This is a genomic window from Micromonospora sp. NPDC048986, from assembly GCF_040649335.1.
GTDB classification, from domain to species: Bacteria; Actinomycetota; Actinomycetes; order Mycobacteriales; family Micromonosporaceae; genus Micromonospora; species Micromonospora alfalfae.
Map to the genome: position 1 here is coordinate 132,351 of NZ_JBEZFJ010000005.1, position 16,715 is coordinate 149,065.

The 16,715-nt window shown below is 72.1% G+C and carries 15 protein-coding genes; 9 read left to right on the forward strand and 6 right to left on the reverse strand.

The annotated features are described in order from the left end of the window. The first annotated feature begins 78 nt into the window (after positions 1–78). Complete coding sequence (locus AB0B94_RS12950) at positions 79–822, forward strand: alpha/beta hydrolase (protein WP_357275540.1); 744 nt, start codon at positions 79–81, stop codon at positions 820–822. Positions 823–849: 27 nt separating this feature from the next. On the opposite strand, the gene AB0B94_RS12955 is transcribed toward AB0B94_RS12950, so the two are convergent. Then, on the reverse strand, positions 850–1,557 hold the full coding sequence (locus AB0B94_RS12955) for a Crp/Fnr family transcriptional regulator (RefSeq protein WP_357275547.1): 708 nt from the start codon (positions 1,555–1,557) through the stop codon (positions 850–852). A 504-nt stretch (positions 1,558–2,061) separates the two neighbouring features. After that, positions 2,062–3,156, reverse strand: coding sequence for a hypothetical protein (locus AB0B94_RS12960; RefSeq protein ID WP_357275554.1), 1,095 nt, complete (start codon positions 3,154–3,156; stop codon positions 2,062–2,064). A 547-nt stretch (positions 3,157–3,703) separates the two neighbouring features. Here AB0B94_RS12960 and AB0B94_RS12965 point away from each other — a divergent pair. The 8 genes from AB0B94_RS12965 to AB0B94_RS13000 all read left to right on the forward strand — a co-directional run bounded on the left by AB0B94_RS12965 (position 3,704) and on the right by AB0B94_RS13000 (position 11,285). Further along, the gene (locus tag AB0B94_RS12965) at positions 3,704–4,642 is read left to right on the forward strand and encodes a hypothetical protein (RefSeq protein ID WP_357275559.1); all 939 of its coding nucleotides are present in this window, start codon (positions 3,704–3,706) and stop codon (positions 4,640–4,642) included. A 64-nt stretch (positions 4,643–4,706) separates the two neighbouring features. Continuing rightward, on the forward strand, positions 4,707–4,964 hold the full coding sequence (locus tag AB0B94_RS12970) for a hypothetical protein (RefSeq protein WP_357275562.1): 258 nt from the start codon (positions 4,707–4,709) through the stop codon (positions 4,962–4,964). After that, entirely contained in the window at positions 4,961–5,716 is a 756-nt protein-coding gene (locus tag AB0B94_RS12975; protein WP_357275567.1) for a hypothetical protein, read from the forward strand. Before AB0B94_RS12970 ends, AB0B94_RS12975 begins: the two co-directional genes overlap by 4 nt. Further along, the gene (locus AB0B94_RS12980) at positions 5,713–6,492 is read left to right on the forward strand and encodes a protein phosphatase 2C domain-containing protein (RefSeq protein ID WP_357275574.1); all 780 of its coding nucleotides are present in this window, start codon (positions 5,713–5,715) and stop codon (positions 6,490–6,492) included. The genes AB0B94_RS12975 and AB0B94_RS12980 overlap by 4 nt, the downstream gene beginning before the upstream one ends. After that, a complete protein-coding gene (locus AB0B94_RS12985) occupies positions 6,489–7,535 on the forward strand; it encodes a hypothetical protein (protein WP_357275579.1) in 1,047 nt (348 codons plus the stop codon). The genes AB0B94_RS12980 and AB0B94_RS12985 overlap by 4 nt, the downstream gene beginning before the upstream one ends. Next, positions 7,532–8,188, forward strand: a complete 657-nt coding sequence (locus tag AB0B94_RS12990) for a 4Fe-4S single cluster domain-containing protein (protein ID WP_357275586.1) — start codon at positions 7,532–7,534, stop codon at positions 8,186–8,188. Before AB0B94_RS12985 ends, AB0B94_RS12990 begins: the two co-directional genes overlap by 4 nt. Continuing rightward, positions 8,188–9,411, forward strand: a complete 1,224-nt coding sequence (locus tag AB0B94_RS12995; RefSeq protein ID WP_357275591.1) for a hypothetical protein — start codon at positions 8,188–8,190, stop codon at positions 9,409–9,411. Before AB0B94_RS12990 ends, AB0B94_RS12995 begins: the two co-directional genes overlap by 1 nt. Then, positions 9,408–11,285, forward strand: a complete 1,878-nt coding sequence (locus AB0B94_RS13000; RefSeq protein WP_357275600.1) for an AAA family ATPase — start codon at positions 9,408–9,410, stop codon at positions 11,283–11,285. The genes AB0B94_RS12995 and AB0B94_RS13000 overlap by 4 nt, the downstream gene beginning before the upstream one ends. 2 nt (positions 11,286–11,287) lie before the next feature. Here the strand turns inward: AB0B94_RS13000 and AB0B94_RS13005 are convergent, their stop codons facing one another. From AB0B94_RS13005 to AB0B94_RS13020, 4 genes are read right to left on the reverse strand one after another with little or no spacing between them, the layout of a single operon-like run. Beyond that, positions 11,288–11,566 (reverse strand): hypothetical protein, encoded by a 279-nt coding sequence (locus AB0B94_RS13005; RefSeq protein WP_357275603.1) that lies wholly within the window; start codon positions 11,564–11,566, stop codon positions 11,288–11,290. Further along, a complete protein-coding gene (locus AB0B94_RS13010) occupies positions 11,559–13,118 on the reverse strand; it encodes a hypothetical protein (RefSeq protein WP_357275610.1) in 1,560 nt (519 codons plus the stop codon). Before AB0B94_RS13010 ends, AB0B94_RS13005 begins: the two co-directional genes overlap by 8 nt. A 3-nt stretch (positions 13,119–13,121) precedes the next feature. After that, positions 13,122–15,524, reverse strand: a complete 2,403-nt coding sequence (locus AB0B94_RS13015; RefSeq protein ID WP_357275615.1) for a GTPase-associated protein 1-related protein — start codon at positions 15,522–15,524, stop codon at positions 13,122–13,124. Further along, a complete protein-coding gene (locus tag AB0B94_RS13020) occupies positions 15,521–16,714 on the reverse strand; it encodes a hypothetical protein (RefSeq protein WP_357275621.1) in 1,194 nt (397 codons plus the stop codon). The genes AB0B94_RS13015 and AB0B94_RS13020 overlap by 4 nt, the downstream gene beginning before the upstream one ends. Position 16,715 lies beyond the last annotated feature (1 nt).

Below are 16,715 nucleotides of genomic sequence, written 5' to 3' on the forward strand. Positions count from 1 at the left end.
TGCCCCGCCGACCGTCCTCGCCGGGTCCGGTCTGCGTACCGCAGGCAGCGGGAGGCGAGCCCCTCGGAAGGAACTCAGATGAGCGCTGCTTCTGACATGTCTGCCCAGGAAATGCCGACAGTTGTGCTGGTCCACGGGGCGTTCGCCGGCTGTTCGAGTTGGAATGGGGTGATCGCCAACCTCAAACGTCGGGGGTACCCGGTCATCGCCGTCGCCAACCCGCTGCGCGGTGTGCAGAAGGACGCCGCTTACGTGCGGGCGCTACTGGACAGCTTGCCCGGACCGGTAGTGATGGCCGCCCACTCCTACGGCGGGCTGGTCATGACCGAGGCCGCGGATGGCGCAGCCAACGTCAAAGCCCTGGTGTACGTCGCCAGCGTGAGCCCGGACGTGGGCGAAAGTGTGATCGGGCTGCTCACCAAGTACCCCGGAAGTCAGCTCGCCACCAGCATCAACATGGTGCCCGTCCCCTCCGACGACGGCGGCATGACCATGGACCAGTACATCTTGCAGGACAAGTTCCCCGAGGTCTTCGCCGGCGATGTCGACCCCGGCACCGCCGAAATCATGGCCGCAGCGCAACGGCCCGCCTCGGCGAGCGCCCAGGAGGAGGGCGTGACGAAGGCCGCCTGGAAGACGATCCCGTCCTGGACCCTGATCACCACCCAGGACCTGGGCATTCCGCCAGACCTGCAGCGCTTCCTGGCCGACAGGGCGGGGTCCACGGCGGTGGAGATCGCCGCCTCCCACGCGGTGGCAGTCTCGCAACCCGGCCCGGTCGCAGACCTCATCGACACCGCCGCCCGCGCCACCAAGAGCTAGGTGCTCTCACTGGCTGTTCGGCCGGCGTCACCGCGGCTCGCCGTGGGCAGCGACGTCACGCAGACCCGCCAGGTCGAGCACCGTGATGCGCCGGTAGCCGGTGCGGATCAGCCGCTTCGCGCGGAGCGTGCGCAGCGCCCGCTGGATGGTGTCCGTCGCCGCGCCGACAAGGGTGGCGAGTTCCGCGTGGTTCAACTCGACGCCGATGACGACCTCGTCGTCGTTGGCCCACCCGCAGCTCGCCGCGATCTCGGCCAGCACCCTGGCCAGCCGTACGTGCACCGGAAAGGCGGCGAACTCGGCCCGGCGATCGTTCGCCCACCGCAGGCGCTGACCGACCGTCGCGGTCACCTGCGCGGCGACCGCGGAGCGACGTTCGAGGAAGTGGAGGAAATCCACCTGCCGGATGACGGTGCACACCACCGCCCCGCAGGTGGTCACGGTCGCGGAACGACTCTGACCGCTGATCGCCGCGAACTCTCCCACGAGATCGCCAGGCAGGCGGATCGCCAGCAGCCGGTCCGCGCCGTCCGCACTCGTCGTGATCTTCACAAAGCCGCGCCGGATCACCTCGACGTGGGTGTCCCGAGCTCCTTCGGTCAGCAGGCGCCGGCCAGGCGACACCGTACGTGTCACGCCGAGGGCCAGCAGGTCCCTGCGGTCGGCGGGTGCGATCCGGTCCAGGAACGACCCCTCCGCCCAGACCGCGTCGACGCCCAGCGGTACGGCAGCCATGACCGGGCCTCCTCGGGGGTGGGGCCGGACGAGATCCCGTCCTTCCCCGGAATACCGCTCACGGGGTCGGGATGCAATACCCACGAAGGACCGGATCCGCCACCTGCCGAGGGGAGTTGCCGTGGAATCCCACCGATAACAGTCGTACCGCTGCCCCGCACGATGAATCGGTGGCCCACCGGGCGTGCGCCCGGCGGGCCACCGATCCGTGCGTCTGTCCGTCAGATGTTTGACAGATGACCCGTAGGGCGGTGCGGCACGGATCGGAGGGGACATGGCTACCTGCGAGCCGTCAGCCGGGCGCCTTCGGGCGGTGATGCAGCCGTGAGTGAGCCGCCGCCGGCCGGGGAGCCCCTGCCCCCGGGGCTGTCGCCCGAGCAACGCGTGCGCCTCCGACGGCTCTTCGAACGGGAGTTCGGCAGGGCGTGGCGGGCCGCCGCCGCGGCTGGAGCCGATCCGGCCGCTTTCGCGGACGCCGCCGCCCACCGGGTACGGAAGATGGTGTCACTTGCCGCCGTCGGCGACGATGCGGAGCACCTCGTCGACGATCCGCCGGACGGTCCGGTCATCGGCGAGCAGGACTGACAGCCGCTCCTCCGGTGCCGGCCCACCGTCCGGCGTACGGTCCATCCGCTCGCTACCGGTGCCAGCGCCGAAGACGACGCCGAGCACCTCCACCACCGCGTCGGCCGGGTCCGCCCCGCGGCCAAGACGCTGGCTGATCAGCTCCACCGCGGCGGCGGCGAGATCGGCGAGCCGGGCCTCGTCACGCTCGTGCGAGCCGATCACGACCAACGGTCGGGGTCCGGCCGCATCGTCGGCAGCGACGGTGAGCACTGGGGCGCACTTGTGGCCGAGCGGCCGCTCCACGTAGTCCGCGTACCACTGGGGTCGCCGCCGCATCGCGGTGAGCACCCGCTCGATCTCCACGGACAGCACCGGGCTGTCGCTGCCGGTCAGGTCCCCGGTGGCGGCCTCCCGTCGGAGCGCCCAACTGTCCAGCGGCCACACCTGCGTCCCGGCGGTGGTGGGCACGCCGACCCAGGTGAGGATCTGCACGGCAAGCTCGGTCAGCCAGGGATCACCACCGAGTTCCGCGGCGAGCCAGGCCGGAACCCGGGGCCGTTGCAACGCGCCCCGCCGACCGCGTCGACGGCGGTGACCGTCTACGGTGGCCGCGGTGACCCGGGCCGACGACCACCGCTCGACGTCGACGATCGGCACCTTGGCGTTGGTCAGCAGGTCGGACACGACGGACTCGACGTCGTCGTGGTGTCGGTCGAGGCAGTCGTCGGCAAGCTGCTCCACCGAGTTCGCGCAGAGCCAGTGCCCGCGCCGGCGCTCCATCGGGCGGGTCACCCGGGCGAAGACGACCGGCCAGACGATCGCGTACGCGGCGCCGCTGAGCCGGGCGCGGATCTCGGGCGTCGCAGACGCGACAGCCTTCGCCAACTCCCCGCGACGGGCCAGGTCGCGCAGCTCGTCCACGGCGCGACGGGCGCAGGGCTTCCCTGTCGTGCGCGCTGCCGGCCACGGGGCGGTGGCCTCGACGGCCCCACCCGAAGGGCGTCGCACCGTCGGATCATCCACGTTCGTCATCACGCCCCCTTCAGAAATGCGGAATGCGTCACGTCGCCTGCGATCTGCAAATTGCGCCGAAAAAGATTCCGGTAGCTGTCAACAACAATGTGGCGGTTGGGTCGTGAAGGCGAGCCTTGACTCAGCGAAGAGGCGGTTCGTCGCACATCGGTGACGATTCCGCCGAGTCGCGTCTGCCCTCCCGTCGACCCGGGCACGTCCGTCAGGGCGACCGACGCCCGTTCGCAACCCGGCCGATCGGCGGCTCGGCACCTGGATCGAAATGTGCTATGACCATCCATTGTGTTCACCCGCATGGCGGGAATCGATCCCTTGTTTCTCTGAGACGGCGACGGGACGCGTCCATCCTCGTGCGCAGGAGGCATCGACACTGGCCAGAAGGTGGCCCTTCTCATGGCCAGATAATGGTCGTGCGCGGCTCTACAGGACCACGGGACCGCTGAAGTACCGGTAGCCTCCGCACGGTCCTGACGGACCGCCCAGAGAAGAGGAGAGGGCCCTGCGTTCCGGGAACGACACCCATGCCGCCGACGGGCTCCGACAGGAGTTGCTGGACCTCCGCCGGGGTCCGGGCCTGCACAGCAGCCCGCTGCACCGACGGCTGGGGCCGCGGCTGGCCGAACTCTGCGACGTCTCGCCGGTCGACTCGGAAGCAGCGGTACGGGCGAAGGTGCGCGCCACCCTGCTCGCCCTCTCCGCCGACCTGCCCGGTGACCTGCGCCGGGCCGTCGTCCTCGGGTACGGCCTCGATCCCGCCCACGCCTATCTCCGGCTGGACCGCCGCACCGACCAACTCGCCCGTGAGCTGTCGGTCCAGCAGCGCACGGCCCGTCGCCGGATCGACGAGGCAGTCGCCCGGCTGGTCCGCGCCGCCGCACCGAACATCCCCACCGGGTCGACCGACACCGGCCCCGGCTGGCACCTGCGTGCGATCAACGCGTTGCTGCGGCTCGACACGTCGACACCGGAGCTCTACGAGACGCGCAGCGTCGTGGCCATCCGCCCGATCGACGAGCTGACCGTGCAGTTCAGCCTGCCACGCCAGCCCGACGACGATGATCGCGACCACGGCGTGCACGCGGACGTGCTGTTCGGCGCACGCATCCGCGAGCTGACTCGGCACAACTCGGGCCAGTACGTCCGGCTCACCCTCACCCTGCCCAGGACGCTGGAACCGGGCGAGCGGCACGACATCTGCCTGCACTACCGGCTTCCCGAAGGCCAACCGATGCGGGAGCACTACGTCTTCCAACCGCTGGTGCCGTGCGCGCACTGCACCGTCCGGCTGCGGTTCCGGACGGACGGTGGGCCGGTGACGGCCTGGCGCCTCAATGGCGTCCCGCCCCGCGCGGTGGACGAACGGACGCCGGGCCCGGACCGGCTGCGACCCGACGCCGTCGGCGAGGTGACGTCGGCCTTCGACGGGTTGCAGCAGGGCTACGCGTACGGGATCGCGTGGACCTTCGCCGGTGGCCCGCGCACCTGAGCCGTTCGGCCGCGTACCGTGCGCCGCAGCGGCCCGTCTCCACCCCGGTCCGTCAGATCAGAACGTGGCGAGTTTCTCCGCCCGGCTCCGGGCCGGCAGGTTCCGCGGCCGACACCTCATCCGGCGTTCGCCGCCGCGACCCGATCCGGAGCTGGGCACTGTGCACGCGACGTTGCAGCCGCGGGGGCTCGTCGAGACCGGCGGGGTCATCGTCGCGGCCTGGTGGGTCGGCGACGGGCCACCACCGGCGGTCGGTGCCCGCGTCCGCCGGCGACCCGACCCGGGCGGGCGCTGGCTGGCAGAGGCGGTGGTGGAAAGATGAACCCGTTCGCGCTGTTCGAAGAGGACACCGACGGACCGGACGAGGTCCCCTTCATCACCGACACCCACCGACGTCGCTTCGTGGCGCTCCTGATCGACACCTCCTGGTCGATGGCGGCCACCCAGAGCAATGGCGTACGCGCTATCGACGCGCTCAACCGGGAGCTGGCCCGTTGGCTGCCGAGCGTGCGTGCGGAAGGCCGCGGACCACTCCGCGACGTCGAGTTCCTGGTGATCACCTTCGGCGCGGGTGGGGTCGGTGTGGTCTCCGGCAACGGGACACCGTCGGCCGAGGACGACGGCGCCTTCGTACCGGCGTCGCGGCTGGAGCTGCCGACCCTGGTCGCGGGAGGCGCCTCGCCGATGGTGGCGGCGGTGGACCTGGCCCTCACCCTCGTCGAGCAGCGCCGCCAGCACGTTCAGACGGTGCACGCCCAACAGACCGGCGGGCCCCGGCTGATCCTGGTCAGCGACGGCGCGCCCACCGACGAGGAGGGCAACCCCACCGACGACTGGCGGCCTCTCGCCCGAAGGTTGGAGCAGTGGCGCTCGACGCGGCGGTTGCAGCTGTTCGCGTTCGGCGTGCCCGGGGTCGACGACGAGGTGATGCGGGCTCTCGCCACCCCGAGCGGCTACTTCCCGCTCGATGACCTCGACCTGCGCAAACTGCTCGACCTGATCCTGGTGGCCACCTCCGACCACGTCGACTTCGAGCGGGTGCGCAACCAGGTGTACGGAGACGACCTCCGATGACGGCGCGGTGGTCGGTGCTGGGCGGCAGCGCGACAGGCGGAGCGCACGCCCGGGCTGGGATCAGCGGTCAGGACGCGTACGCGGTCCACGAGGTCGACGGCAGCCTGCTGTTGGTGACGGCCGACGGTGCGGGCAGCCGCCGCTGCGCCGCAACCGGCGCGTCCCTGGTCGTCACCCTGGCCGTGCAGGTGCTCGTCCCGCTCCTCGGCGAGAGGCCGCCGACCTCCGCCGCCGGCTGGTCCGGGTGGCTCGACCTGGCGGGTGCGCGGCTGTTCCGCCGGTTCCGCCGGGCGGCGCGAGCCCTGGCCAGAGCCGTCGGCGAGTTCGAGCCGGACGACCTGGGCACCACCGTGACCGTCGTGGTCGCCCGCCCGCCGTGGGTGGCCGTACTCGCCGTGGGCGACGGCCTCGTGGTGGTCCGGGCCGCCGACGGCAACCTCGACCTGCTGCTCGCCCCACCCGGCGGCGCCGACCGGCACCCCGGCGCGACGACGCTCCTGCCCAACGCCCGCGCCGGGAAGCAGGCTCGTCGGCTCGTCGCCCGACTGCCCGATCTCACCGGGCTCGCCGTCTGCACCGACGGTCTCGACAGCCTCCTCGTCGAGTACGACGGCAGCCGACCGCGCCAACCGGGCGCGGCGGTCTTCGCGCAGCTGTTCACGCTCGTCGAGGGCGCCGAGACCGACCCGTCGTCGCTCGTCCGGCTGCTCAACGGTCGGCGGGTCGGCACCCTCACCGACGACGACCGAACCCTCCTGCTGGCGGTGCCCCGATGAGCCTCGACGTCTGGCTGACCGGCCCGCAGGGCCAGCGGACTGCCGACACCCTCGACACTCCGGTTGGCTCGGTCGGGTCGCAGGGGCAGGTCTTTCGGCTGCGGCAGCGGCCGGACACCGTGGTGAAGGTCTTGCACCGCGCGGACCCGGAGGAGTTGGCCGCCCGTACCCGGGTCATGCTCGCCGAACCGACCGGCTGGACCGTCCGGTCGGGGTGGCCCATGGTGGCCTGGCCGACCGCCGCTGTGCACCGGCGTGCCGACGGGCGGCTCCTCGGCTACGCCTCCCCGCTGCTCGCGCCGCCCCGGTTCGCGCCGCTGCCGCTGCTCTTCAACCCCGCCGTCCGGGCCCGGATGCTGCCCGGCGCCACCTGGGCCTGGTGGTTGACCCTGGCGGAGGAGCTCGCCCGGCTCGTCCATTCCGTGCACGCGCGTGGGCACCTGATCGGCGACCTGGCGCCCGCCAACATATTCGTCTCCGCCGGCGGGGGCGTCTGCCTCATCGACGTCGACGGTTGGCAGTTGCACGACCGGACGACCGGGCAGGACCTGCCGTGCCCGTTCTCGCGCCCCGAGTACACCGCGCCCGAGGACCTCGGACGTTCGGGCCAGCGGCGGGAGGCGGCCAGTGACAACTGGGCGCTGGCCGTGCTGACCGCCCAACTGGTCTGCATCGGCTTCCACCCCTACGGCGGCGTGCGGCCCGAGGCGACCGGCCCGGTCGAGGAGGTCGACAACGTCCGGCTGCGCTGTTGCCGGCTGCTCGGGGCGGACGTCCGGTCACCGGTCACCGCGGTGCCGCCGCAGGCGCTGCCGTCCGTGCTGCTCCGCCGGCTCAGCGAGGCGCTCGACATTGGGTACGACGAGCCGGCCGCACGGCCCGGACCGCAGTCCTGGGCCGCCGTGCTGGCGTACCAGCGGAATCAGCTCGTCGGCTGTTCCACCAGGCCGACCCACGTGTTCGCGCGCGAGCACCGCGACTGTCCCTGGTGCCGGATGATGGCCGCTGGCGCACCCGACCCGTTTCCCGGGAACGGACGATGACCACCACCATCGAGATCAGCCGGGTCGCCGACCGGACCGCCGTGCTCGGACCCGGTCTACGCGCGGTGATCTGGGTACGGGGATGTCCGTTGCGCTGTCCCGGCTGCGTCGCGCCGGAGGACCTACCCTTCGCCGGAGGGGTCACGCGCACCGTCGACGACCTGGCCGGGTGGCTCGGCGATCTGCCGTCCGACATCACCGGGGTGACCTTCTCCGGCGGCGAGCCGATGGCCCAGGCGGCCGGGCTCAGCGCTCTCGTCGAGCGGATCCGCGCCGACCGCGACTGGTCGGTGATGTCGTTCACCGGGTGGACCATCGAACACCTGCGTCGGCGGCACGACGCCGATCAGCTCCGGCTCCTGGGCCAGCTCGACATCCTGGTCGACGGCCCGTACGTGGCCGCCCGGCACGCCGACCTGCTCTGGCGCGGCTCGGCGAACCAGCGGCTGCACTTGCTCACCGACCGGCACGCGCCGTCGGCGCAGGACACGTCCGCCGGCATCGAGCTGCAACTGGCGGAGGGCGGCGTCCAGTGGGTCGGGGTCCCTCCGGTGCCCGACTTCCGGGCCGGGTTCGAGACCGCCATGCGAGCTCAGGGCGTCGAGATCGCGCCGTGCACGCCCACCAGACCCGCCGACGAGGGAGACCGATGATGTCCGGCAGTCCGAAATACACGACCGTCGCGTTCGACAATGCCCGCCGTGAACAGTTGGCGGCCGCCCGGCGGCGGCGGGAGGAAGAGCGCCGCCGGCGGCGGGAGGAGCACCGCCAGCGACGTCTCGCCGCCGGCATCCGGGCCGCCGACGTACGTCGTGACGCGCTGACCGCACGACTGGGCGAGCTGGTGGACACGTCGCGTGGGCTGCCCCAGCATGCCCAGGTGACTGCGGCGGCCGACCAGGTCGCCGGCCTGCGCCGCCCTGCCGACGAGGCCGGGCTGAGCCGGATCGGCCGGGAGCTGCGCGGCGCCGAACGACGCGTCGACGAACTCACCGTCGCGGTGTCCCGGGAGCTGACCCGCCAGGAGCAGGGCCGGGCTGTCGAACTGACCGTCGCGCCGCTGCGCGGGCTGACCGACGCGGCACAGTTCGACCCGGTGGGTCACCGGAGCATCGCGGCGCTGGTGGACGAGACCACACGGCGCGCGGGGGACCCGCGAGGCTTCGCCGACCTGCACGAGCGGCTCGGCGAGGCGGTCGGCGCACACCTGGAGACGGTCCGCGACCGGCAGGCGCAGCTGCTGCGCCTCGCCACGCAGACCGACGAGCTCTCCGCCCAGTTGGTCGACGTGCTGGCCGACGCGGCGGCGGCGGGCCTCGCGGTAAGCGAGGAATCCGCGCTGCGCGCCGAGCTGACCGCGCTGCGTCAGGAGGCGGCCAGCGGCAACGTCGACCGGTGGGAGCGGCGCGTCGCCGGCCTGCGCGATCGGGTCGAGGCGGTGACCGCGGCGACCGACAACCGACTCGACCAGCTCGACCGGATGGCCCTGATCGTGGAGGCGGCCAGCGCCGCGCTGCCGGCAGCCGGTCTGCGGGTCGTGCCGGAGAGTCTGGCGGAGCGCCCCGACGCCGTGGTCTTCGTCGCCGAACGCGCCGACGGCTCACCCGTGGAGATGACCGTCCACGCGGGCGACGCCGACGGCAACCGGTTGGAGTACCGTACCGCCGGCTCGGACATCGTCGTGGAGAACGCGGTCGACGGGGCGATCTCCCGCTGTGACCTGACCGAGGAACTGCTCGAACGCTTCCACGCCGAGCTCGCCGACCAGGGAGTGGAGACCGACGGCCTGCACTGGGAGGGCAAATCCGGCCAGCCCCGGCCACCGGCTGTGGAGGCGCTGCGCCGGCCGGCACGCGACGACCGGAGTCGCTCGTGACCGGCCCGGCGCCGGGCCGGCCCACCGCACCACCGGCGGCGGCCTGGCTGGAACGGGTCACCGCCGAAATCGCCCGGGGTCGGCACATCGTGATCCACGGCAACGTGCGCGACCTGGTCCGCTGGGACCGCTCGTTCCACCCGCTGCGCACCGCCGTCTCCGGCCTACTATCGATCTTCGGCTACCAGCTGACCGGCTACTTCGACCCGATCGACGGGCTCAGCTTCACCAACGTGGACGACCAGCGGGAGTTCCACCGACTGCTGACCGGGCCGGACGTCACCCGGCCGGGCGCGGCCGAGCCGCCCGCCGGCACCGACCGGACCGGGACGGCACGGAGCCGGTTCTCCACAGCGCTGCGGGACGCGCCCGCGCCTGCTCTGACCAACCCGTACGACTCGCTGGCGGCGATCCGGCGGGTGCTGCGGCAGGCCGGCACCTCCTCGGCGTTCCTCATCGACCAGGCCGACCTGATGCTCTCCCCGCCCGAGCGGGGCGGCGACGCCGAGCGACGGCTGCTTGGCACAACGGCCAAGGCGATGACCGAGGCCGCCCAGACCGGCAAGCTGCGCAACCTGCTCGTGCTGGTCGCCGACGACCTCACCGCCCTGCCGGCCTGGCTCTACCGGGACCGCCCGTACGTGCAGGTGGTCGAGGCGGCCCTGCCGACCTTCGACGAGCGGCACGTCTACCTGCACCAGCAGGCCCGCCATTTCCACCAGGCGGCCACCGCCCGGAAGGCCCCGGAGGACCTGCGGGTGCTGGCCAACCTGAGCGAAGGTATGGCGATCAGCGAGCTGGACGGGCTGTGGCGGATGAGCAACCTGCAGGAGATCCCGCTCGACGAACCTCGGACGCTGATGAAGCGCACCCTGTTCGGCCCGCGCCAGGACCCGTGGCGCCGGGTCCGCGACCGGCTCGCCCGGTTCGGCCCGATGGCCGCTGAACGGGTCATCGGCCAGCCCGTCGCTGTCGACCGGGTCCGCCGGGCGCTGACCTCGGCCACCGTCGGCATCGACTTCGTCGCCGACCCGCACAACGCCGAATCCCGACCCAAGGGCATCTTCTTCTTCGTCGGGCCGACCGGGGTGGGCAAGACGGAGCTGGCCCGGACGCTCAGCGAGTTCGTCTTCGACGACGAGACCGCGCTGGCCCGTTTCGACATGTCCACTTTCGCCGAGGCGCACTCCGCGGAGCGGCTCACCGGCGCGCCACCTGGCTACGTCGGCCACGAACGCGGTGGTGAACTGACCAACCGGGTGAATCAGCGCCCGTTCAGCGTGCTGCTCTTCGACGAGATCGAGAAGGCGCACGCGTCGGTGTTCGACAAGTTCCTCCAGGTCCTCGACGACGGTCGGCTCACCGACGCGCTCGGCAACACGGCCTACTTCTCCGAGACCGTCATCATCTTCACCTCGAATCTGGGCGCCGCCGAGACGTACGACTGGCTCGACGGCGGTGAACTGCCCGACTACGAGAAGGTCAGCGCCCACTTCGAACGCGCCGTACGTAACCACTTCACCACCACCCTGGGCCGGCCGGAGTTGCTCGGCCGCCTCGGCGGAGGCATCACCGTCTTCGACATCCTGCGGCCGGAGTTCGTCGATCAGATCGTCGGTAAGCTGCTCGCCCAACTGGTCGCCAGCGCCCACCGGCAAGGGGTCCGACTGACCCTGGACGAGCAGAGCGTCGTTGCGCGGGTGCAGGAGGTGATGCGCCGGCCGGAGGCGCTGCGGCTGGGGGTACGCAGCATCCGTGACGTGCTGGACCGCCTGGTTCGAGAGCCCCTGGTCGAGCACGTCTTCGCCAGTCCCGGGCAGGCCGCCCTGCGGCTGTCGGTGCAACCGCACGGCACGGTGATCCGCGCCGGGTGAGTTCAGCCGTCCTGGCTCTTGGTCGGCTTGGGCTTGGGCTTGGGTTTCGGCTTGGCCGGGGTGGGCGACGGTGTGGGCGGGGGCGGCGGTGTGGCCTGCTCCCGCAGCGGCGCCAGGAAATACCCGACGACCTGCCCGGCCTGCTCCCAGGCGCCCCTGGTGAACCCGTCCGCGGCGGGCGACGCGCCGCCGCCGGCGCACGCGGCCAACAGCGCGCCGAAAAGCACCAGCCGTGCCGCCCGGTGACCGGGCGGCATCCCTGCCTGCCCCTGCTCAGCCAAGACCACTCCACTCTCTGGTGAGAATCCAGTTCGCCGGCCCGAACCCGCCGTCCGGGCCGGCGTCGCGCCCGTCCACCAGGAAGTAGCGCACCTCCCGGAAGTCCCGTTCGACCGCCAGCACGAGGTTGTTCAGCCCGTTCTCCCGCAACCAGGTCCGTACCTCGCCGGGATCGTCGGGACCGGCGGACATCTTCTCAAGCAGGTCCGCCTTGGACACCACGAAGGCGAGCCGCCGACGGCCGGTGGGGACGCCGAACTCCTGCAACCGCTGCGCTGTCGCGTTGTAGGCGTCCTCCGGGTCGTAGGTCGCCGGGTTCGCGGCCGCGAAGACCTCGGGCGCGCCGGCCGCGAACTCGTCGCGCACCCGACGGACCGAGAACGGGTCGAGTACGTAGATCAGGGAACGCGCGTGGTCGAGGTAGGTGAGCCTGGCGTTCTGCTCGCGGTCGACCAGGTTCTCGCCGGCCGCGTCGAAGAGGTGTACCAGCGCCACCCGCGGCCCTCTGGCCAACCGGAGGGTGACGGCCACCGGCGGGCCGGCCGCCTCGGTCTTGGCCGGCGACGCCCCCTCGCGCATCAGCCTCGCGTACACCTCGTGTTGTTGCCGGCTGTGCTCGTCCGGCAGGGCCACCGCGACGTTGACCCGCTTCGCGACCTGCTCCAGGCCCGCCAGGGCCGACATGATCAGCTGGGTCTTGCCCGCCGAGGCGGCCCCGAACACCGGCATCCGTACGTCGGTGACCACCCCGGCGCCCGGCAGCAGCGCGCCGGTGCAGCTGGGGCAGCAGGCATCGAGCCGGCTGCTGAACGCGGCGCGCAGCACGGTGGTGGGCAGCAGGGCGCCGCAGCAGCAGCGCCGCCAGAGCACGCCCAGCCGCCCGGGACGCAGATCCCGGTGCAGGTCCGCGCCGGTCAGCCGGTCGCCAGGTGGGTGCGGCCCATGGCAGCGGTACGCCGGGACCGCCGCGAGCTGATGGCAGTGTTGGCAGCTCGCCCGCGCGCCGAACACCGTCTGCCAGCCCGCGTCCAGACCGCGCAGCAGCAAGACCACCGGCACGCCGACCAGCCAGGCGGCCGCCGAGACGCCGGCGGTCACCAGCCCGGCGCCCAGCACCGCGGCCACCACGCCCACCGTCACGCCGGCCTGGGCGGCAACGACCGGCGCGTAGAAGGGCCACCACCACTTCAATCGGTGGGTGCGGGCCCACCGGTAGGGCCGTACCCAGAACGCACGGGTGATCAGCCGCACGCGTTCCACCAACGCCCGGGCGTCGAGCAGCACCTGAGCGGCGAAGTACTGCGGCCAGGCCCGGTCCCGTCGGACGAATGCCGGTGCCACCCGCCCCGCCAGCGTGCCGCCGTGCACGTCGTCGGGTGTGCGTACCCGAACCCAGGATGCGCGTCCGAGCAGGACGACACCGGCGACCCCGAGGACCACGACGGCCCCTGCGGCCAGGCCACCGAGCGCGGCGAGGTTGGCCAACGGCAGGGCGACGCTGAACAGCAGGCTGAAGCAGAGCGCGAAATGCAGGAGACGCCCGAGGAGTCGCACGGCTCACCGGTCCCGGAAGGGGTGGGAGAGACGGTACATGCGGCGGCGACTGCTGTAGTTGTCGACGTACCGTTGCCAACTCTCGCGCCAGGCGCTGCTGAGTGGGGCGAAGTGACGACCGGCCCGTGCGAGCTGCCCACCCGAGGACCGGGTCAGCCACCGTCCGAGCGCCTGTTCGAGGCGCGCGACCTGCTGTGCGGCGGGCGCACCCGATCCGGCGGCCAGGTAGAAGGCGAGCACCGCGGGCGCCTCACCGTCCTCCGTCGTCAACGCCTCGACGAGCCGGTCGACGAAGGGGGCTGTCAGGCCCGGATGCCGGTTGAGGAGACCGTCGAGGCTGAGGAAGGCCACCACCCCGCTCATCGCCGTGACCACCTCGGCCTGCCGCATCTCGATCAGCCGTGCCGGGCAGTCGCGCAGCCGGCGCAGCAGAGCCGGACTGCGACCGTCGTCGGGGCGTCGCCGCAGTTCGGTGAGGGCGCCGGTCAGCTCCTCGTCCTCCGCCAGCGCGGCGGCGACCCGGGCGCTCGGTGTCATCAGGCCGGAGACGACGAGCCGGTGACAGAGGTCGAAAAGACCCAGGTCCGCCACCGCCGCGCGGCTCACCCCTTCGGTGACCTTCGAGAAGACCCGGTCGGGCAGGCGAGCGCCCCTCGGCGCGAGGTCGAGCAGCAGTTCCAGCTCCGCTGTCGTCGGTGGGGACTGGCTCCACAGCGCCCCCACCATTCGGGAGAAGTCAGCGGGATCGTTCCGGGACCCGGTCAGGTACCGCTTGACCACGGCGTCCCGCTCGTCGCCGTGCCGCACCGCCGCGCCGAGCACCGCCTCCGCCAACGGAAAGTCCAGCGTCTCCAGCCGGGGCAGCAGCGACCGCCACCAACCGTCGCCGACCTCCGCCCGGCTTTTCGGACCGAGCCGAGCGCGATCCTCCAGCACCGTCTGGAGCCGGTCCGCCAACAGGTCGCGGCAGGCGAGCCCGCGGGGCCGCACATCCCGGGGGTGGTCCGCCCAGTACCTGACGAAGTCATCGGCCGCCTCGGCGATGTCGGACCACCGCACGTCCACCTCGAACCGGGTCGCCACCCGCAGCAGCGCCTCGAACCGCCGCGGCGGGACGCCGGAGGTGAGGGCTTCGGTGAGGAGCTGCCGTGCCTGGTCGCTGTGGTCGGGGTGCCACTCGCCGGCCGGCAACGGGGGCAGCCGACGGTCGGTCACCGCGCCGCGTTCGCGGGCCTCCGTCAGCTCACTGATGATCAGGGCGAGTCGGACATCGGCCGCCCGGCCGGGCACCAGGCCGTCACAGCCGACCTCGTCGAGCAGCACCAGCACCCGCTGTGGCCAGCGCTCGGGTGTCTCGGCGAAGAGGTCCGCCACGTCGGGGCCGTACGCGTGGCGTAACCCCTCCGGCCCGGTGCGCAACCACCCCACGATGGCCTCGGCGTGCCGGGGCTCGGGAAGGCGGTGCAGGATGGCGGCCAGCCCGAGCGCGGCGGACGCCTCCTCGTCGCCGTCGTCGCCGGTCAGCCCGGACGCCGCCGCGACACCCAGGGCGTCCACCACGTCCCGGGGATCTTCGGTCAGGAAGAGATCGACCCACCGGCGGACCGACGCGGTCGGTTCGATCGGCGTGTGCTGATGCTGGTGCAGATCGAACACGGCGTAGCCGAGCGGGTTGTCGATCCGGCCGGCCGGGCCCGCGAACTCCGGCCGGACCGCGACGACCGGCAGGGCCGAGCGTGCCGGGTCGGTCGAGAAGATTTTGAAGCCCAGCTCCAACGCCCGCTCACGGGGCAGCAGGAGGGTGCCGGCGACGAGCCATCCCACGATCGAGGCGATGTCGTCACCGACGAAGAGCACCCGCGAACGCCCAGGACGACCGGCGTCGGCGAGCGCGGAGACCAGCGCCAGCAACGTCTCCCGTCCGTGTGGCTGGTCGAGGACGAAGGCCTGTGCCTGGGTGGGGGAGTGGTCACTCCCCACACCGTCGCCGATGCGCACCGGGTCCGACTGGGTGGTCGGTGCCGGCGCGCTCGACCAGAACCCGGCCTGGAACAACTGCGCCGGACGCAGGTCGGCGTAACTGGCCGGATCGGTGGTGACTATGGCGTGGGTCAGCTGGTTGCCCTCCCGGGTGCCGTTGGCCTCCCGGCCGAGGTAGAGCCCGGCCGCCGTGGCCAGGATGCCATTCGAGCTGATGTGCCCGAACGAGGGCGGGTACTGCTCGACCGGCCGTCGGTCGGCCATCCACCGCGACGGCGGCTCATAGAGCAGGTTGTCCCGGACGAGTGTCTCCGCCGCCGTGGCGGACTCCGCCGACCGGGCCTGGAACTGCAGGCCCGCGCTGCCGTTGAGCCCCTGCCCCGGCCGGCAGTCGGTGTAGACCAACGTCTCGAAGCGACCGTTCATCGGGCCGCCTGGCGGCGCGGCACCACGTTGAACTCGCTGAGCAGCCAGAGCAACGGCTCGTCCACCCGGAACGGTTGGACCCCTCGGGCGTCGACCCTGTTCGCGTCATAGTCGGGCTCGGTGCCCAGGGAGGAGACGGCGAAGTAGCGGAATTTTCGATAGTTGTGCATGAGGTGGCTGTCGATGTCGTCGGCGTCCCAGTCGTACAGCAGTGCCCGGACGTGCTCGTGGGTCTCCCGCCCGGCCTGCTCGTCGTAGTAGGGCCCGGGCTCGGGGCGGCGCACCAGCGGATGGTCGGCGCCGAGCACGTCGAAGAACGCGTCGATCTTCGCGAACACCACCGCCACCGGGATCGGGATGTTCTTGCGGTCACCCAGGCGGTGGCTGATCCGCAGGTTCTCGGTCACCCGGTTGACCACGTCGATGGGGTTGGCACTCGTGTCGATTGCGGAGTCGGGAAGGTGGATCCGGTCCCGCGCCTGACGGATCGCGAACGGATCGAGGATCAGGATGAGCGCGTCAGCCGCGCCGAGGTAACCGAGATTGTCGACGGTCTCCTGGTCGAGCAGGTCTTCGCCGGCGGTGTCGAAGAACGACAGGAAAGTCGTCTGATAGCCCTTCACCCGCCGGGTCTGGCGCCAGGCGAACACGATCGGTTCACGCCGCCCGCCCGAGGCCTGCATCGTCCTCTGGTAAAGCCCGCCGTCCGGGAACAGCTCGCCGGCCGGGTCGAGAAAGTCCGTGCCGCCGCCTGTCTCGGGCCGAAACTGACCGTCGCCGGCGAGCCGCACGTCGGCACCGAACCGTTGCCCCATGCCCCGGCGGAGCTGATGCGACAACACCTTGAGGTAGACGCTCTTGCCGGTGTGGCGGGCACCGGCCATGGCGATCAGCGGGCTACGCCCCTCGCCGAACGCCGCCGGTAGTCGGCTGTGGCAGTGCGGGCAGACCTTGACCGCGGACTCGCTGCCGCAGTGCGGGCAGGGGGCGGCGAGCACCGGGCGCAGGGCGCGTCGAGGCCCGGCGAACGACGGCAGCACCAGCTCCTTGATGCGGAGCTCCTGCTCGCGCGCCTCGTCCCACTGCGGCTTGCAGGGCTCCTTGCCCGGCGACCGCCGCCCGGTGCACCGGAACCACGGCCCACGAGGGTCGATCTTCCCGTAGCAGTACGGGCAGGAGAGGGTCGTCATC